This is a genomic window from Corynebacterium marquesiae (assembly GCF_030229635.1).
In the GTDB taxonomy this organism is placed as follows: domain Bacteria; phylum Actinomycetota; class Actinomycetes; order Mycobacteriales; family Mycobacteriaceae; genus Corynebacterium; species Corynebacterium marquesiae.
The window spans coordinates 13589-32156 of record NZ_JASPII010000010.1; the positions used below are offsets into that span (position 1 = coordinate 13589).

General features: G+C 60.1%; 18 protein-coding genes. 11 read left to right on the plus strand and 7 right to left on the minus strand.

Going from position 1 to position 18568, the window contains the following annotated elements; all coding sequences use genetic code 11:
• Window positions 1-36 precede the first annotated feature (36 nt).
• The 6 genes from amn to QP971_RS07695 all read left to right on the plus strand — a co-directional run bounded on the left by amn (window position 37) and on the right by QP971_RS07695 (window position 5356).
• Window positions 37-1440, plus strand: a complete 1404-nt coding sequence (amn, locus tag QP971_RS07670; RefSeq protein WP_284788268.1) for an AMP nucleosidase — start codon at window positions 37-39, stop codon at window positions 1438-1440.
• Between the two features lie 73 nt (window positions 1441-1513).
• Entirely contained in the window at window positions 1514-2026 is a 513-nt protein-coding gene (locus QP971_RS07675) for a phosphoribosyltransferase (RefSeq protein ID WP_284811280.1), read from the plus strand.
• A gap of 20 nt (window positions 2027-2046) precedes the next feature.
• Window positions 2047-3528 (plus strand): SulP family inorganic anion transporter, encoded by a 1482-nt coding sequence (locus QP971_RS07680; RefSeq protein ID WP_284811278.1) that lies wholly within the window; start codon window positions 2047-2049, stop codon window positions 3526-3528.
• A gap of 284 nt (window positions 3529-3812) precedes the next feature.
• Window positions 3813-4310: a ferritin gene (locus QP971_RS07685; protein ID WP_005328251.1), complete on the plus strand. Its 498-nt coding sequence runs from the start codon at window positions 3813-3815 to the stop codon at window positions 4308-4310.
• Between the two features lie 82 nt (window positions 4311-4392).
• On the plus strand, window positions 4393-4746 hold the full coding sequence (locus tag QP971_RS07690; RefSeq protein ID WP_284811275.1) for a hypothetical protein: 354 nt from the start codon (window positions 4393-4395) through the stop codon (window positions 4744-4746).
• A 13-nt stretch (window positions 4747-4759) separates the two neighbouring features.
• Window positions 4760-5356, plus strand: a complete 597-nt coding sequence (locus tag QP971_RS07695; protein WP_284811273.1) for an HAD-IA family hydrolase — start codon at window positions 4760-4762, stop codon at window positions 5354-5356.
• Here QP971_RS07695 and QP971_RS07700 read toward each other — a convergent pair.
• Window positions 5339-6472, minus strand: coding sequence for an ROK family transcriptional regulator (locus QP971_RS07700; protein WP_239273672.1), 1134 nt, complete (start codon window positions 6470-6472; stop codon window positions 5339-5341). The genes QP971_RS07695 and QP971_RS07700 overlap by 18 nt on opposite strands.
• Window positions 6473-6580: 108 nt before the next feature.
• Here QP971_RS07700 and QP971_RS07705 point away from each other — a divergent pair, with 108 nt between their 5' ends.
• Together QP971_RS07705 and QP971_RS07710 are read left to right on the plus strand one after the other, a co-directional pair.
• On the plus strand, window positions 6581-7150 hold the full coding sequence (locus QP971_RS07705) for an LOG family protein (protein ID WP_239273673.1): 570 nt from the start codon (window positions 6581-6583) through the stop codon (window positions 7148-7150).
• A 69-nt stretch (window positions 7151-7219) separates the two neighbouring features.
• Complete coding sequence (locus QP971_RS07710) at window positions 7220-8890, plus strand: DUF885 domain-containing protein (RefSeq protein ID WP_284811271.1); 1671 nt, start codon at window positions 7220-7222, stop codon at window positions 8888-8890.
• Here the strand turns inward: QP971_RS07710 and QP971_RS07715 are convergent.
• A complete protein-coding gene (locus tag QP971_RS07715; protein ID WP_284811269.1) occupies window positions 8887-9978 on the minus strand; it encodes an AbrB family transcriptional regulator in 1092 nt (363 codons plus the stop codon). The genes QP971_RS07710 and QP971_RS07715 overlap by 4 nt on opposite strands.
• A gap of 113 nt (window positions 9979-10091) precedes the next feature.
• Between QP971_RS07715 and QP971_RS07720 the strand changes: the two genes are divergently transcribed.
• On the plus strand, window positions 10092-10862 hold the full coding sequence (locus QP971_RS07720) for a TSUP family transporter (RefSeq protein WP_284811267.1): 771 nt from the start codon (window positions 10092-10094) through the stop codon (window positions 10860-10862).
• On the opposite strand, the gene QP971_RS07725 is transcribed toward QP971_RS07720, so the two are convergent.
• Entirely contained in the window at window positions 10863-13130 is a 2268-nt protein-coding gene (locus QP971_RS07725; RefSeq protein ID WP_284811265.1) for an ATP-dependent RNA helicase, read from the minus strand.
• A complete protein-coding gene (locus QP971_RS07730; protein ID WP_284811263.1) occupies window positions 13131-13796 on the minus strand; it encodes a sugar O-acetyltransferase in 666 nt (221 codons plus the stop codon).
• Between the two features lie 170 nt (window positions 13797-13966).
• On the opposite strand from QP971_RS07730, the gene QP971_RS07735 reads away from it, so the two are divergent.
• Window positions 13967-14296 (plus strand): hypothetical protein, encoded by a 330-nt coding sequence (locus QP971_RS07735; protein ID WP_284811261.1) that lies wholly within the window; start codon window positions 13967-13969, stop codon window positions 14294-14296.
• Window positions 14297-14390: 94 nt separating this feature from the next.
• Here the strand turns inward: QP971_RS07735 and QP971_RS07740 are convergent, their stop codons facing one another.
• The 3 genes from QP971_RS07740 to srtB are packed head-to-tail and all read right to left on the minus strand — an operon-like array spanning window position 14391 to window position 16374.
• Window positions 14391-15101, minus strand: a complete 711-nt coding sequence (locus QP971_RS07740; protein ID WP_284811259.1) for an ASCH domain-containing protein — start codon at window positions 15099-15101, stop codon at window positions 14391-14393.
• 33 nt (window positions 15102-15134) lie between these two features.
• Complete coding sequence (locus QP971_RS07745; protein WP_239279328.1) at window positions 15135-15353, minus strand: hypothetical protein; 219 nt, start codon at window positions 15351-15353, stop codon at window positions 15135-15137.
• A 31-nt stretch (window positions 15354-15384) separates the two neighbouring features.
• Complete coding sequence (srtB, locus tag QP971_RS07750; protein WP_239279327.1) at window positions 15385-16374, minus strand: class B sortase SrtB; 990 nt, start codon at window positions 16372-16374, stop codon at window positions 15385-15387.
• 521 nt (window positions 16375-16895) lie between these two features.
• Here srtB and QP971_RS07755 point away from each other — a divergent pair.
• Window positions 16896-18512 (plus strand): SpaH/EbpB family LPXTG-anchored major pilin, encoded by a 1617-nt coding sequence (locus QP971_RS07755; protein WP_239279326.1) that lies wholly within the window; start codon window positions 16896-16898, stop codon window positions 18510-18512.
• Window positions 18513-18568 lie beyond the last annotated feature (56 nt).

The window sequence follows — 18568 nt, forward strand, 5'->3', positions numbered from 1 at the left end:
CTGCCGCGCTGCAAAGTCCCCGCTACACTCGCGTTTATGACTGACCTGCAGCATGTCCACTCCGTTGATCAGGCGGTAAACCGCCTGATTGAGATCTACGAGAATTCCTGCGAGCTTGCGCGCAAGACACTGGATTCAGGAAACCTTGATGACTATCGCTACGTGGTTTATCCCAAGGTCACAGTGGATATCCGCAAATGGCAGCCCATCGATCGTTCCGAGCCGTTTGGCTACGTCAACGAGGCAGGCAAGTACTCGGCGGTAATTTCCAAGCCACACATAATTCGGGATTACCTGCACGAGCAGCTGACCCGCCTAGCGGGCAATTATCCGTGCGATATCTTTGTTGGCCAATCGGACCAGCGCATCCCGCCGGAGTACATCAAGGACACGGCCACGGCCCCGCAGGAACGCGGGCCTATTCCGCGGCCGACGTTGGATGAGGTCAACGATGCGATCATTGATGGCGAATGGGACGCTTTCCACGGTGCGGAAAAGCCGCTATTCCACTTTGGGGCCCAGCGTTTCGATATCGCCTGTGCGCGCATCGAGCATTACACCGGCATCGAGGTCGATACGGTGCAGAAATACATTCTGTTTACTAACTACGCGATGCACACCACCGAGTTTGTGAAATTCGGTCTGCGCGAACTGACCAAGGAAGACTCGCGCTATACTGCCTTGGTGCTGCCCAATGGTGAGACCATCCATCCCAACGATGCGGTGGACCTTGATGTGGACGGTCTGACCTTGACCTCTCGGTATCAGATGCCGCGCTTTGATTTAATCACTGCCGGTGGCGATGGCATCACGATGATCAATATCGGCGTAGGCCCCTCGAATGCGAAGACCATTACGGATTGCTTGGCGGTGCTGCGCCCGGAGGCATGGATCATGATTGGGCACTGCGCCGGAATGGACGGACGCATGCGCATCGGTGACCTCATTTTGGGCAATGCCTATCAACGCAATGACCACATCTTGGATCAAAAGGTCGCGGCGACCTCGCCCATCCCGGCGATTCCAGAAGTACAGCGCATGCTCGAGTCCGCGGTGAAGGCGGTATACGGCGACGATAACTCGCTCATGCGCACCGGCACGGTGCTCTCCACCGATGATCGCAATTGGGAGTGGCGCACTAACCGGGATCTGTGGGAGTGGCTGCGCACCTCCACCGCGGTGGCTGTGGACATGGAATCGTGCACGCTCGCGGCCAATGGCTACCGCTACCGCGTTCCTTATGGCACGCTGCTGTCGGTCTCTGACCTGCCGCTGCACGCGGTGCCGAAGTTGCCGGCGCAGGCGCAGGCTTTCTATTCCAATTCGAAGGAAGCCCACGTGATGTGCGCGGTGCGCGCCATGGAGCATCTAGCCGAGAATCCGGAGCGCCTGCGCACCCGCAAGCTGCGTCGGACTTTGGGCGAGGTTCCCTTCCGGTAGCTGCCTTTTCTTTGGCAGGCATCGCTCGTTAAACTACAAAGAAAGCCCATGACGCAAAAGGAGCCACACAATCGTGACTGAAAATTGGATCCACCCGGACCGGGAAAACCTCACCTGGGAGGTCTTCGGCGAGGCGAGCCGAAACCTATCGGAACAGATTGTGGCATCTGGTTGGTTCCCAGACCTCATCGTGGGCGTCGCCCGCGGCGGCCTGATCCCAGCCGGTGCTATCGGTTATGCCATCGGTGTCAAGGCTATGGGTGCTATCAATGTGGAGTTCTACACCGATATCGGCCAGACCCTAGACGAGCCTGTAATTCTTTCCCCGCAGCTGGATACGGATTCGCTGAAAGGCAAGAAGGTCCTGGTGGTCGATGACGTCGCGGATTCTGGCAAGACCTTGGATCTGGTGGTTAACCTGCTCAAGGAAACCGCAGATGATGTGCGCTCGGCCGTCATTTACACCAAACCGAAGACCATCTTTGAGCCGGATTTCTCGTGGAAGAAGACCGATCAGTGGATCAACTTCGCGTGGTCCGTGCTGCCCGTGATCGCCGCGGATGGCTCTTTTAAGGAAGGCTCCTAAGTCCACTAGGATGTGCAGGCGTGATTAAAGAACAGCCTGCTCCGACTAGCGTCATCGCCAGCTTCCGCTATGCATTTTCCTCGCCTGCGCGCCTGCGCAAGGAGGTGTTCGGCGGATTGGCGGTGGCGCTTGCTTTGATCCCAGAGGTCTTAAGCTTTTCTATCCTTGCGGGCTTGGACCCGCGGGTGGGATTGTTTTCCTCCGTCGTGATGGCAATGTCCATTGCCTTCACCGGTGGCCGGCCGGCGATGATTTCCGCGGCGGCTGGTGCAGTGGCCTTGGTAGTCTCACCGCTCGCGCATGAACATGGGCATGACTATGTGGTCGCTGCGGTGCTCTTGGCGGGAATCATGCAGGTGGTATTGGCCGCGGTGGGTGTAGCCAAGCTCATGCGCTTTATCCCGCGCTCGGTGATGACGGGATTTGTGAATGCGCTGGGCATCATGATGTTTACTACGCAGCTGCCGCACCTAATTGATGTGCCGTGGATGGTGTATCTGCTGGTGGCCATTGGCCTGGCTATCATGCTGGGGCTACCGCGGTTGACCACGGTGATTCCCGCCCCGCTGATTACCATTCTGGTGGTCAGCATCATTGCGGTGGCGGCTGGGTGGAAGGTGCCCGATGTGGCGGACCAGGGCGAGCCGCCCACCTCTTTGCCGGAGCTTTTCGTGCCGGATATTCCGTGGAACCTGGATACTCTGCAGCTGATAGCGCCGTATGCCTTTGGCATGGCTTTGGTGGGGCTGATGGAGTCGCTGCTGACGGCCAAGCTGGTCGATGACATTACGGATACCCACTCCGATAAGACGCGCGAGTCCTTTGGCCAGGGCGTGGGCAATATCCTCGCCGCGGCCATTGGCGGCATGGGCGTGTGCGCCATGATTGGCCAGACCATGATCGGCGTGAAGGCATCCCAGGCGCGCACGCGCTTGTCGACGTTCCTCGCGGGCGTCTTCCTCCTTATCCTCTGCCTGCTCTTTGGCGAGACCGTCGGCCGCATTCCGATGGCCGCGCTGGTGGCGGTGATGATCATCGTGGCCGCGACGACGGTGGATTGGCATTCGGTTCGCCCGCGCACGCTGAAGCTCATGCCGCTATCAGAAACGCTCGTGATGCTGGTGACGGTGGTAGGAACACTGGCCACGCATAACTTGGCGGTGGGCGTGGTGCTCGGCGTGGTGGCGGCCTCGATCGGCTTTGCCCGCCGCGTGGCCCACCTGGTGGAGGTGGAGCACGTAGGCGATGCCGAGTATGCGGTGCGCGGCCAGCTCTTCTTCGCCTCCTCCAATGACTTGGTCTATGCCTTTGATTACACGCTGGATGCTCAGCGCGTGGTGATTGATATGAGCAAGGCCGAGGTATGGGACGCCTCTACGGTGGCAACGTTGGATGCGGTGCAGAAGAAATACGCCGAGCGTGGCATCGAGGTAGAGTTCCGTGGCCTGGAAGGGGCGAGCGCGCAGCGCCTGAATCGCCTGAGTGGCCGTTTGAGTGATTAAAGTCACATTTATGGCTCGGGGTGTGCGGTTGCAAATGGTCGCTGCTGTAACGGGCGTCGAGTCGAGTCTGTGTCGTGGTGGAGGATGTGCGGTGACCTTGCGTTTTAGGGGACCTTTGCCCGCGCGCGGCGGCAAGCTTTGTCTTGGCTAACTTAGGTTACCCAATCTAAAAAAGTATAATGACGTGCAAGTTTACTTAAGTAGGCCTTGCTGGATCGCAGGGGAATCTTCTGTACTGTGGTGCTTAGCACTAATTAATTTCCCTATACAGAAAGGTTTTTACAATGGACGAGAAGCTGCAAACCCTCCTGAATGACCAGGTCATTAGCGAATATGGCGCTTCCATGGTCTACACCCAGCTGGCCTTCGAGATGGATAACCTCTCCTTCCCAGGCATGCGCGATTGGTTCATGGGCCAGGCTGCTGAGGAGCGCGAGCACGCAGAGAAGATTGCAGACCACTTGCTCTCCCGCGGATACCGCGTAGAGCTCAATGACATCCCGGTTGGTTCCGTCAAGGCCGCTAACCCGCAGGATGCCTTCCAGGCTTCCCTCGAGCACGAGCAGAAGGTTTCCGAGGAGATCCGCACCATCGCCCGCGCGGCGCTAGACGCACAGGATCTGGAATCCCGTCAGCTCGTTGACTGGTTCCTGAGCGAGCAGGTAGAGGAAGAAGCTACCGTTTCTGAGATTCTGGACCAGATCAAGCTGGTGGGCAATGATGGTTCTGGCCTGCTGCGCATCGATGAGCGCCTGGCTGGTCGCACCGAAGGCGGCGCCTAAGCGCGCGTGGGTGAATAACAAACCCATCAAGATTTAGCTCAATCCTCCCATAGCACTGCGGTGCGGTGGGAGGATTACTTCTATGTCAACGCAACGCAAGGCTTTGTGCGCCATAACCCTGTTAGTTCTGGCGCTCTTTCTCGTCGTGGGAGCGGCAATCATGTCCACTCACGTGGCCTTGGGAGTATTTTTGACCACCGCGGCGCTGATGCTTGGCCCATTCGCCGGGCTCGCGCTGCTGGTTTATGGCGTCGCCGGTAAGCGTGGGGTAGTCACGCGCTCGCTCTATAGCCTCGGCGGTATGCTGCTCATCGGTGCCATCGGCGGCATCTTCGCCTTGTCCATGGAGCAGGCGCCTGCGATGCTGCCTCTTTTTGTCGCTGGTGCGGGTGTGGGAATCGTAGCCGTGCTGACCCAAGCGCCGAAACGCGCATAAACTGGCCCCCGTTATGCCCAAACTCCTCTTTGATATGTACGGCGTGCTCATGCGCCCGGCAACCCCAGAAAGCCATGCGGATTTGGAGCGTCTCCTCGCGCCGCCAGATCCAGAGGCGATGTGGGAGGCCTACGGGTTTTATCGGCCGGACTACGATGCCGGCATTTTTAGCGATAGCCACTACTGGAATGAGGTAGCAGCCCGCGCCGGGTTGGGGGAGGTTCCCGTCGCTGAGGCAGTAGTGTGTGAAAACAGCGGCCTATTAGAAGCGGACCCCGACATGGTAGCGCTGGTCAAGGGGCTTATCGGGGAAGGCTATAGTGTGGGCATCTTATCCAATATCCCCACCACGCTGGCGGGCCAGGTGCGTAAAAAGCAGCCGTGGCTGGAGGATTGCGCGGCGGTGACTTTTAGCTGCGATATTGGCGTGGCCAAGCCGCACCCAGAGGCCTATCGTGTGGCCGTGGATGCGCTCTCCGCGCAGCCGAAAGATACGCACTTTTTTGATGACCGCGTCGATTACGTGGAGGGCGCTAGCTACTGCGGGCTCAATGCCCATCTCTTTCGCGGCATCGATTCGGTACGCGAGGTGCTAAGCGCACTGGAGTGAGCGGCCTAGCTCCAGCGGTTGGCGCAGGAGCTGGTCGGTGGCCACGGTGCGGGCTACCGCGCGGACAATCTCCTTATGGCCGGGGATCATGCGCAGCTGCAACTCATCGCCTGCGGAGGCGCGGACGGTGGCGGCAAATTGCTTGGGGGCCTGTGGGTCGTCGGTAAACGCGCCGCCGGCGATAACCACGGTGGCCGGGGAGTGGGCCTTGACCAGCTCCGCGGTGATGGCGCCCAACTGGCGGGCGCGCTCGTCCAAAATGGCGCGGACGGCGGGGTGGGAGTCGGCTACTTGGGCGGCGTCGGCAAGCGTGGCTACTTCCACGCCCTCGTGACGCACCTTCTCTAGGATCTGCTGGGTGGCCAGCAGGTGCTCGGAGGCGCCATAGCCCAGAAGTTCGGAGTTCGTCTGGGGTACGGGAATAATGGGGCTGACCTCGTCCTCGACGGAAAGTGCGGAGCCGATGGAATCGTCCGCGAAGAGCACCAGAACGCGCTCGCTGGTGCCAATCTCGGCCGCCTGGGTCTCGGAGCCGAGGATGGCCGGGATGGCGGAGGAGACTACCACGGGAACGCCGAACTGGAAGCGCAGGCGTTCGGCGATGTCCACGCCGTGCCAGTTGAGATTTTCCGCGGTGACCAGGCCGTTATCATCCACGGTGCCCGAGGTAGTCACGCCGAGGGAGACCAAGCGGTAGTCCAGGTTCGTCAGCATGCGATTGATGCCGGCCATGATGTGCTCGAGGAAGTCATCTTCGCTGAGGTTAGCCACCGGGGTGGTCAATTCCTCTTCGCTCAACGTGCGGCCCTTGATGTCATAAAGGCCGATGTAGGTCTGCTTGGTGCCCACGGAGATTCCGCCGAGCGCCCAGTCATTATCGGCCGCCTCGAGCGGCACCGTTGGCCGGCCGCGCCCGCGGGACTGGGTGAGGTCGGTGCGTTCCTGGATGAGGCCCGCGTTGAGTAGGGAAGTAGTGGCGCGCGTGATGGTGGGCTGGGAAAGCCCGGTGGCTTCCACTAGTTCGCTCCGGGTGATGATCGGGTTCAGGCGCACCAAATGGAGGCACTTTGCGGCCGGTGTGCGGGGCCGCGTGAACACTGGGCCAGATTTGATCATAAAAAGAAGTATAAGTATTCCAGACTGCTTTGTCTAATCTCATAAACACGCCATGTACCGAATGGTCTAAAGGTGGTGGTGGGCGCGCAGATACCTATGCTGGAGAGCATGCAGTCAGTAGCGGTTTATTGTGGTTCAGCAACAGGAAACTCCCCGGCCTATACACAAGCGGCACAGGAATTGGGCACGGAGCTGGCCCGACGCGGGCTGACCTTGGTCTACGGCGGTGGCAACATCGGCCTGATGCGCGAGGTAGCGGAGGCCTGCCTGTCTGCCGGCGGTACCGTCACCGGCGTGATGCCACAGTCCCTGGTGGATCTGGAGATCTCCCACCCCGGCCTGACCACCCTCGAAGTAGTCGGCTCCATGGCCGAGCGTAAGACGCGCATGGAGCAGCTTGCCGACGCCTTTATTTGCCTCCCCGGTGGCGTCGGCACCCTCGAAGAGCTCACCGAGGTGCTCACCCTGCAACAGCTGGGCACCATCCGCGGTCCGGTGGGCCTAGTAAATACCGAGGATTTTTGGCGTCCTTTCTACGCCATGTACGCCGCCATGGCCGAGTCCGGCTTCATCTTGCCGCGCTTTGTGGACGCATTGGTAATGAAGGAAAAACCGCAGGATATCCTGGATGAATTCGGCCGCTGGAACTATCCCGGTACAAAGTGGGACAACGATTAGTTAACAAGTTCGCAACTTCAGCCCGCCCGGGTGGCCTATAGCTGATACTTAGGGATAGACTTCCTCGTTATGAGTTCTGAGCAGACCGCTAAGCGCCAGCCCTCTCTACTGGACGCTTCGTGCGATAACTTCGTTCACGACCTAGCCGAGCTTTCCCCCACCGATGCCACCGCGTGGGGCATTGACGGCTACGAGGGCGAATTGCAGGATTTCTCCCCCGAGTACTTCACCGCCATCGCAAACCGCACCCGCGAAATGGTGGCGGACCTGGATGCCTTGGATGACACCACCGATGAGTCCGATGATGAGGATGACTTTGATGACGTGGACTATGTCACCGCGGCCGTCCTGCGTGATCGTCTCTGTCTTGAACTAGATCTGCACCACCACAGCGAGGATGTACGCTGCCTGAATAACATCGCCTCCCCGGTGCAGACCATCCGCGATACGCTGCTGCTCATGCCGCAGGACACGGACGAGGACCGCGATGCCATTCGCTCCCGCCTGTCCAAGGTGAAGACCTCCCTGGCCGGATACCGCAGCTCCTTGGAGGAAGCAGCCTCCCACGGCATGGTGGCACCGCACCGCCAGATCTCCGAGGTCATTGTGCAGTGCGAGCGGCTTGCCGACGCCGACTCGATGCTCGAGTCCCTCGGCCTCGACGCCGACTCCGCCGAGGTGCTCCAGGCCAAGGAGGCCTTTGGCGAGTTCTCCGATTGGCTCTCCAATGACCTGCAGCCCCAGGCGCCTAACAAGGACGCCGTGGGCCGCGAGCGCTACGAGCGTTTTTCCAAGCTCTTTGTGGGCGATGCCGTCAACCTCGATGAGGCCTATGAGTGGGGCCTGGATCAGGTGCGCAGCCTGCGCGCGGAGCAGGAAAGGATCGCCCACGAGCTCTACGGCTCCGATTGCTCGGTGCGCTCGGCGATGCGCAAGCTCAACCACGAGGAGCGCTATACCCTGCGCGGCACCGATGCCTTGGTGGAGTGGATGCAATCTACTGCCGACGGCGTCATCGCTGAGCTCAATGGCAAGGAATTCGATATTCCGGAGGAAGTAGAAGAGATCGAGTGCTGCATCGATCCGGCCGGCACCGGCGGCATCTTCTATACCCCGCCGAGCGATGACTTCTCCCGCCCGGGCCGCATGTGGTGGTCCGTGCCAGAAGGCCAGGACACATTCCACACCTGGCAGGAACTGACCACCGTCCACCACGAGGGCGTGCCGGGCCACCACCTGCAGCTAGGCTCCGCACTGGTGCAGGAGGATCTCAATCTGTGGCGCCGCGCGGTGACGTGGAACTCTGGTCATGGCGAGGGCTGGGCGCTCTACGCCGAACAGCTCATGGCCGAGTTGGGCTACATGGATGACCCGGGCTTCCGCATGGGCATGTTGGATGCGCAGCGCCTGCGCGCCGCCCGCGTGGTCGTGGACATCGGATTGCACTTGGGCAAGCAGTTGCCGGATTGCTCGACGTCCGGCGTGTGGGACAAGGCGCACGTGAAGACCTTCATGCGTGAGAACACCGCTATGGATGATGCGAACCTCAACTTTGAGGTCAATCGCTACCTCGGTTGGCCGGGCCAGGCGCCGTCCTATGCATTGGGGCAGCGCCTGTGGCAGGAGACCCGCGCTGAGGCCGAGAAGCAGGGGATGAGCGCGCGCGAGTTCCACTCCGAGGCCCTCGCCCTTGGCTCCGTGCCGATGTCCGTCCTGCGCGAGGCCGTCTTGGACAACTAGCGGCGCAGCAGCCGCTGGGCCAGCCGCAGCAGCTGTGGCAGGTAGCCCGCTACGACCAGCACCGCGATGAGTCGGGTGAGCTGCACCGCGATGACTGCTGGGCCCGCCCCGCCCTCCGCTGAGAGTGCGAGCACCGTTTCTAGCGCGCCGGGGCTGGTGGCCAGGTAGGCCTCAAAATAGGTGATGTGCAGCCATTTGGTCAGCGGCCAGGCGGTGGCCGCGCAGATGCCGATAATGACCACGATGAAAAGAACCGTGGCGGGCAATTGCTTGGCAAAGGCCTTGAGCGCCGGCAGCGAAAGCCCGCCGCCGCAGACCCAGCCGATGGACAAAAACGCCATCACCTTAAAGGCGTAGAGCGGCTCGAGCGTGTGGCCCTCCGGCAACACGAAAGAGGCTAGAACCGTCAACAGCAAGGGGCCGAGCACCGCGGCGGCGGGGAGATGGAGGAACTTGCCTACCTTTTCTCCTATGCAGGCAATGACAACCACTAGGGCAACTATCCACCATGTGGTTTCGCCGTCGACCGAAAGATCCGCCCCCTCGCCGGCGGGCGTGTCCAATAAGGCGACCACGGCGGGTAGCGATACCGAGACTACTAAGAGGCGCAGGTATTGGGTGAGGGCGACGTAGCGGAAGTCGGCACCGAGTTCGTCGGCAAGCGCAGGCATCAGCGAAGCACCGCCCGGCAGCATGGATAAAATGCCGGTTTCGGAGGAGACATCCTGTGGCTGCGCGCGGTGTAAGAGTTGGCCGCCGATAACGCCTACCATCAGTGTGACAAAGGACATCGTCAGGGCGGCAGGCAGGAAGCCAAGCAATTGGCCCACCGGCACCACGGTCAGCGGGATCGCAGCCATCATGCCGATAAAACCACGCGACATGCTATAAAAACTGCGGTTCACGCGCAGATCTTCCCCAGTAAAAAGCGCCGTGGCGCCGGAGGAGAGGATCGCTGCCAGGATCCAAGCCGCAGGTACGTGCCACATGCTAAAAAGCCAGCCCAGTGCGACCGATGCCGGAACAACAATGGCCCACCGTGCCACGGTATGGGCACTAAGCCCGGTGCCTTCCTGCTGTGCGGCCATGCGAGCCTCCTAGTTCTGCTGCGACAAAAGTATAGTGCCTCCTTCTGCTCTACTACGGAGAGGGCGGTAGGCGGGTTATCACCTTACATCATTTAAGATTTATGATCGGGGGCATGGAAATCGATGTGGTGCAGTGGATAATTCTCTTCTTTGGTACCGCGGCCGCGGGATGGGTCGATGCGGTCATCGGTGGTGGCGGATTGATCCTGATCCCGATGCTGCTGGCGGTCCTGCCGGGACTTGCTCCGGCCGCCGCTTTGGGCACTAGCAAGCTCGCCGCGGTAACCGGCACCGGATCCGCTGCCGTGACCCTCGCGCGCAAGGTGAAGCTGGACAAGGCAGAAATGGCGCGCTTCATCCTTATCGCGCTGGTCTGCTCCGGGTTGGGGGCCAGCGTGGCCTCGAGCCTCGATAAAGACATCATGCGCCCCATCATCATCGTGCTCATGGTGGCCGTGGGCATTTTCGTGGCCTTCAAGCCAGACTTTGGCAGTAGCGACTCGGCCGGAACCCGTGGTGGTTGGCGGACCGTCGTGGTTTTGGTGCTCTCCGGCATCATTTCCTTTTATGATGGCATCTTCGGTCCGGGTACCGGAATGTTTTTGATCATGGCCTTCACCTCTATTTTTGCGCAGAATTTCTTGACCTCTGCGGCCATGGCCAAGGTAGTCAATACCGCTACCAACTTAGGTGCGCTCGTCGTGTTCATTATTGGCGGGCACGTGTGGTGGACGCTCGGCATCGTGCTCGGCGTAGCCAATATCGCCGGCGCACTTCTCGGCGCTCGTACAGTACTTGGCGGCGGGGCCAAATTCATCCGCTACGCGCTGCTTACCTTGGTCGTGGTCATGAGCTGCTACCTAGGCTGGCAGCAATGGGGCTAACTATATTCGGTTTTTGGTGCGCGCGGTAGCAATCGCATTCCACGGGTCCTCCGGCCAGGGGTGCTTAGGGTAGCGGCCGCGCATATCGGCGCGCACGCCGGCATAAGGGCCGGACCAGAAGCTGGCGAGATCATCGGTAACCGCAAGCGGGCGGCCGGCGGGGGAGAGCAGGTGGAATTGCACGCGGTGGCCGCAGTATTTGGGGGATGCGGCCAGGCCGAAGCATTCCTGCAGCTTGATGTGGACCACGGGGCGGTCACCGGACCAATCGATGGCGGCATCACGGCCGGAGGGGACTGGGAGACGCTCGGGGGCGAGATCGTCCAGGTGGGTGGCTTCTGGCCAAGGAAGGAGGCGTTGTAGCGCGGGGTACATGTCGAGCTTGGCAGCGGGAGTGCCCTCCGCAATGCGGTGTAATTCGGGCCCGAGCCACTCGGCGGGATCCGCGGAATCGACATCGGGCCACGGCTCGCCATAGTGGGCGTGCAGGTGGCGCAAACGGTCTTTTAAGCTTTGGGCTTTCTCGCTGAAGGTGAAAAGCCCCAACCCTTCCTCGCGGATGCCGGCGGCAAGGGCTTCCTCGGCCGCGGGGCCGGTGACCTTGACAGGGGTTTCAGAGAGCGTGATGGCGCCCGCAGCCTTGACCTTGATGCCGCGTACGCGACCATCGCGCAGGAAAGCACGGGTTTCCTCGGTGACGCCGATAGTCTCTAGGGCTGCGGTTTCCTCGATGCGAGCGGCCGAGCGGATGATGGCATTGCCCGCATTGGACAAGGACACCTCTGCGATGGCAAGCCACGGGGCGCCGGCCAGGCCCGAGTTGTCCAGCAGCCGTGCGCGGGTGCCGCTGGCCAGCAGGTAATCCTCGCCCACGCGCTTGGCCACCTGCTCGGGAAAGGCGGTGGCGACGACCTCGCCGGGATCGGCGGGGCCGAAATCGTCGACGAGGCGGGCGAGCCGCTTGACCTCCCTTTGGGGTGGGCGGTGACGGGTGAGATCGGGGGTTAAGGGGGCGTCGGCAAGCGAGGCAATGATGGGCGCGGCCTGACTGCCGTGGCGGAGCAAGGAGGCGCCGAGGCGCGGATCGGTGGGCAGGAGGGCGAGCTCCTGTGTGGCACCAATGCGCTGAAGCGTCGCCTGCGCGGATGCCAGGGCCGGGGCCGGCGGCGGATCGAGCAACGGGAAGTCCGGGCCCGCGCCCCAGCAGTCCAGAAACAGCGCGGCCTGGGTCAGATCCGCGGACAGGATCTCCGGGGTGGTATGCGGAGAAAAGTGCTGGTAATCATCCTGCGAGTAGCAGCGAATGACGGTGCCGGGCGCCTCACGGCCGGCACGACCAGCGCGCTGGTCGGCACTCGACTTTGAGGTAGACACCGTCACTAGCCCGGACATGCCACGCTGCGCATCGCGCCGGGGAACGCGGGAGAGCCCGGCATCCACCACCACGCGCACGCCCGGTACGGTAAGCGAGGACTCCGCGATAGAGGTAGCCACGACGATGCGCCGCTCATCGGTATGCAGCGCGGCGTCTTGCTCCGCGGTGGTTTGCTTGCCATGCAGGGGGAACACATTGTGGCCTGCTAAGGCATCGCACACGAGGTTGACCTCGCGCACGCCGGGCACAAAGACCAGCGTTGATTCGTGCTGGCGGGCTGCCTGCTTGGCGACGTCCCCATAAAACTCCCTCGTTCCCGCCGCCCTGCCCGGCATGGGGGCGTAGTGGATATCGAGCGGGTGGGTGACTGCCTCGGTGACGTGGACGGGGGCGTCCATAAGCTGGGAAAAGCGTTGCGCATCCACGGTGGCGGACATGGCGATGACGCGGAAGTCCTCGCGTAGCTCGGCTAGTTCCAGGCACATGCCCAGCACCAGATCCGTATCGAGCTGGCGCTCGTGGACCTCATCGATGGCAACGGCGGCGACACCCTCGAGTTCCGGATCCTTAAGCAGGCGGCGCAGCAGCACGCCCGGCGTGACGAATTCGACCTCACTGCCTTTGCGGGACTCGCCTCGGATGGCAAAGCCGACCTTGTCCGGGGTGCCGCTGAGAGCACTCAAGCGCTGTGCGGCCGCGCGGACAGCCACACGGCGCGGAGCGGTGACGATGACCTTTCCGCGCCCTGCCGCATGATTGGCCAGCGCCGGTGGCACGAGCGTGGTTTTACCCGTACCGGGTGGGGCCTGAATGACAACGTTTCCGGTTTCAGGTAGCGAATCGATGGTCTCGGCTACGGGCAGGCCCGCGCCGATGCGAGCGAGATCAAACATTTAGTTGGCGGCTCCAAAACCTTCGACGGGACCGTTGAGATCCTGGCGCTCCCAGGAGTCCTCGTTATTCTCCAGCTTGCGCACCACGCGGCCGGGTGATCCCAGGACCAGCGAATTATCCGGAATATCGGTGGTAATAAGCGTGCCTGCACCTATAACGCAGTTCTTTCCAATCGTGATGCCCGGCAGCACGGTGGCATTAGCACCGAGCCACGTATTATCACCGATGGTGATGGGCTTGGCAATCTCCCACCCACCGGCGCGCATCTCATGATCGTTTACCGGATGGCCCACCGTAATCAGCGAGCAATTGGGGCCCACCATCACGCCATTGCCGAGCGTTACCCGGGCCTGAGCCAGGATCGTAGCGCCGAAGTTAATGAAGACGCGCTCGCCGCATACTAGGTTGCAGCCGTACTCAAGGTTGAGCGGCACGTGCAGCCCCGGCACCGCAGATTCTTCCGGCAGTATCTCGCGCAGGATGCCCTTGGCGCGCTCTGGGTCCGTATTCTGTAGTTCGTTGAGCTGCTTAACCAAGCGAAAAGTACGCTGATGTTCGTCCTTGGCCTCCGGCATGCTCGGCAAGAACCACTCCCCACTGGTCATCCGCTCCCATGAGCCGTAGCGTTCCAAGTTCTGCCGCTCCTGTGCATCCATGGGTGTCATTGTAGAGGGTGGGTGGTGCTTAATAAGTATCTGCGAAAATCACTAAGGTTCCGGTAAATCACAAACTCACAGGCCGCTTTTGCTGGCTCGATAAAATCTGTAGACGACATTGGCAATGCGGTTGCTGATTCTCAGAGTTAAGCTTGAGTGTTAGTAGAAGGCCAAGCACAATGAGTGAGCATATGGAAACAGATTCAAGAAAAATCGTCGATAATATTTTGAGCGATATGGCGGAACTCAATGACTGGATCTGTATTGCTGATGCAACTGGGGCGAATGGGAAAAACTCGTTTTATGCTACGTATGACGATGTCGTTACCATCCTTAGCGCAGTCAAAAACTCCTCAGCAGTGACGCTTGGAAAGCTCGGCGGAGGATTTCACGACCTTCCGGATAGTTGGTCTCCTAGGGAAATAGCGAGCGAAGTGTTTTCCTCCCCGGATCCTATCGTTGAGATGATGAACTTCTGGATAAGGGAATTAGAAGACCCCCAGCGCTAGCTGCCGTAATCTTCACACCGCAAGTATTACGTTATGGATGAGGTGAATTCTGCACGTGGGAGGAGAGCTTATTCCACCTTTCGGTCTGAATGGATTACCGCAGTTTGAACTCTACGACGTCTACTTCGTCATCGTCACCTAAACCGGGATAGTGAGCATCTAGCGCTTTCTGAAGCTCGGTGAGAGAGCCAAAACCGTCATTTCGAGTTTGCTTTTCCGACAACTCACATCGCTGGGTAGAAACAACGGCCGTGACCTGTGCAGGAATGGTGACGACCTCTCCAGATTCTTTCTCGAAGACAATTTGGGCACTTCCTTCATGGAAGGGATCATCTACCCGAATGGTTTGTTGCTTTTCTCCGCTACGAATTGATTCCTCGTAGCCTTCCCACATGTAGATGCGCTGTTCTTTTTCCATATCTCGCCAGTTAAATGCGAACGGTAAAAGCTCCTCCACGGTAGGTGCTTCAAGCCCATTGCTTCCGCGCACGATACATCGAATGGACGGATCAATATCAAAAAGTACCTGGCGGCACTTACCGCAGGGAGGAATAACTTGACTAGTAGGTCCGTATACGGCGACTACTGCTTGGATTGGGTCCTTTGGATAACTAGCAGCATGGTTGGCTAAGGCTGAGACTTCCCCGCAAGGGCCACCGAGGAAATGGTGCGCGTTCAAACCGAGTACGTGTTTTCCTGATGTGGTAAGGAGTGCTGCGGCTACAGTGTGGTCTTCTCCGTCTTGAAAACGCTGTGCGTGGGTGGTTGCTTTGGCCAGCAAATTTCGAAGTTCGTTAGTAATCACTCTTTAAGGGTAATAACTGCCAACGCGCTTCATCTAGGTGACGACTGAGATCAGGAACATTGGGGGGTTTCCACGACCACTAGAAATCAAGCCCGCCGGGGAGACCATGAAACCCAGAGGATCCTGCACCGGGTGGGGCGCGGCGAAGGCTGGCGCGGTAGCCAGGGTTGCGGCGGTGTCCACCGCCAGGGCGATTGCGCAGGTGGTGGTGAGGCGGCGGGTAGTAGAAGCCTGAGAGGAGGATGAGTTCATGATGTTAATCAACGCACCAGGCAAAAGCCCGTTAACTCTCCGTGGTGTCCCCAGCGCCGGAGGTTGCGGGACCCTCCTCACCTTCCTGCTTGCGGAAGTTCTTCCACCACCAGCGGATCAGCAGCAGCACGATGATCGCCGCGGCAGCGAGGATGGTCCACATCCACCACTGCCAGGTTGTGCCCTGCCCGTCGAAGACGGACTCTTCCTGCGGGTCCATCGGCACGCGCTCGGCGGTGATGATCAGCCGGTGGGTGTTGATGCCATAGGGGGTGCAGGTGATGAGCGTGACCAAGTCCTTATTCGGCGTGCGGCGCAGCAGACTGGTCTTATCCGGGGTGACGACCTCGATATCCCGGACCTCATACTTCAGCTTCTCGCCCGCCGTGGCGACGTAGACCGGGTCGCCCTTCTCGATCTGGTCGAGGTTGTCCCACAGGGTGGCGTTCTGCAGTCCGGTATGGGCAGAAAGCGCGGAGAGTCGGCCCTCTGGTGGGGCGGGCGGGATAGCGCCATCCTCGCCGAGCTCGCCGGGTGCGCCAACAGGCAAGTCCGTGCCGTAAAGGTGGCCGACCCCGCGGGCCAGCACGCGGTCGGAGGTGCCGTGGAAGATTGGCAGATCGGAATTGATGGAGGGCAGCACAATGCGGCCCATGGCCTCGGTCTCATTCAGGACGGAGAGGTAATTCAGGTAGCGCTGATACGCCGGGGAGCTCTCGTCGTCGGAGCTGGTCCACGCATCGCTGGGATCGATATCCCCGAGGTTGGCGTTGTATTGCTGCGCCTCCTCCCAGGCCTTATTGAGGACCTCTGGGGGCACGCCCTTTTCCAGCTGCGAGTAGGTCTCGGCGGCGTGGGACTGCTGGTAGTTATTCCACTGGGTGGCAAGCACCGGGTATAGCAGTACGCCCAGGCCGGCGAGGATGAGGACGACGGCAATGATCGCGTTGGTGTTCAGTTTCTTGTCTTGGCGGGGCGGGGTCGCGTCCGTCGTGTTTGGCGTTGGGGGTTGGTTTGACATAGGCCTTAACTTCTACGAGGGGTTGGGGCTCGCTCCGGTGGAACGTGGAGAGTTGGAGTCTATTCTTCGCTGCGAGGGTACAAAAGGCGTAATTTTTGCTGTGAGATGCTTATCACTTTTTACCCTAATGTGGGGGAGTATATTACTGGTGCGCTTAGAGCGAAGAACTGTTCAACAGTCTAGGTCGGGAGCGATTTTGAGTCGCGCCGGCCAGATTTGTGTTGGGAGGATCAATAAGGTATGCCTTAATCATTTTAGCTGTTGAGGGGCGTCGAAGTGATAAGTTAATGATGTGCGGTTCACTAGGTGGGAATTGCGGGTCTGAAACCCGAGAATTGGTGACATCACAACAAAAGTGATCTGTCAACAATAGGGTTTGGGGCGCGTGTGACCACCAGCGAATTTTAAGGTGTCGTGGTTGAAAAGGCGGCAAGCTTAAAAGTAGCTAACCGGAGTGGGTCGCTGAACGTCGAGGGGTGCTACGCGCTCCAGTCACTACTGATGTAAAGGAATTCATTCCAGTGAAGAAGAACACTCTGACCATTCGTTCGGTCACTTTCGCCGCCGTCGCTGGCCTCTCCTTGGGTATCGCTGCCCCGGGCGCGATCGCTGGCGCTCAGGAGTCGACCGTCAACCAGACCGCAGGCGACTCCCCGCTGGTGAATAAGGACGCCAGGGGTGCGCTGACCATCCACAAGTTCGGTAACCCGATCAATGAAGGCACCCCGTCGGGCACTCTTGAAGATGCGAAGGACGTCGAGCGCAACGGTGGCAAGGCTCTGGAAGGGGTCGGTTTCACCGTGTACAAGATCAACAAGACTGCGGATGGCGCTACCGACATCGATGTCACCACGAATAAGGGGCTCGTCGCTGCCTCCAAGCTCAAGGCTGCAGACTTCTCCCAGGGAGCGCAGCTCAAGGGTGGTCTGCCGGCTGGAGTCCTCACCGAGGTCGCTTCCGGTACGACCGGTCCAAACGGCACCTGGGAGGTAAGTAAGAATCTGGAGCTCGGTGCCTACCTCGTCGTGGAGACCACCCCGAAGGAGGGCTACGACCCGGCTGTTCCGTTCATCGCATTCGTCCCAATGACCGCGGATAACGGTGGGGATAACCAGGGCACTAGCTGGAACTACGATGTCCACGCCTTCCCGAAGAACTACAAGGACGAAGAACCGACCAAGACCGTCAAGGACAAGGACCAGAATGCTGGCGACGAAAATCTGGTCTACACCGTCACTGGTACCGCTCGTCAGCTGAAGCCGAACACTGAGCGCACCCAGTTCCAGATCACGGACCAGATTGATCCGAAGCTCGAGATCACCGATGTGACGGTGAAGGTCGCTGGACAGGAGATTCAGCCGACGCAGGACGTTGATGGGAAGTTCTACGAGGGCAACAACGTCGACGTCTCCCTGAATGAGGAAACTGCTAAGTCCCTTAAGGCCGGCGACAAGGTTGAGGTAATCATCACGACTACGCTCAAGCCTGAGTTCAAGAACGCTACCGATATCGCGCCGAATAAGGCCCTGGTCTTCCAGAACAACCCGGATGGTTCCGAGAGCCAGACCCCGAAGGAGACCCCGGAGGTCAAGACCTACTGGGGCGGCCTTCAGTTCAAGAAGGTCGATGGCGACCGCAACGGTCTGGAAGGCGCCGAGTTCCAGATTGCTCGCCAGGCTGCTGGCCAGCAGTGCTCCGACATCGACACCACCAAGAAGGATTCCTGGGCTCCGGTCAACGGTGAGCAGGATGGCCAGGTTAAGACCACCTTCGTCTCTGGCCAGGACGGTACTGTCAAGATCACTGGTCTCCACGTCAATGACTTCGAAGACAATGCTGAGGTCGCCGCTGGCGAGCAGTCTCACTACTGCCTGATCGAGGTCAAGGCGCCGAAGGGCAAGGAGCTGCTCCCGGAGGCTCTCGAGTTCAAGCTGGTTGCTTCGGAGACCACCCCGGAGCGTGTCTACGAGCTGGCTTCTGTCCAGGTTGGTGCTAACGAGGGTGAGGTCGTTAACTCTGACGACACCACCCCGAACCTGCCGATGACCGGTGGCATGGGTGTTGGCATCCTGGCCGCAATCGGTGCCGCCATCGTGGCAGCCGGTGCATGGTTCGCACGCCGCGGCGCTAAGAACTAATAGCCCGCTGAATCGGTAAAACCTTCGCCCAGCGGACAACCCCGCGGGCGGAGGTT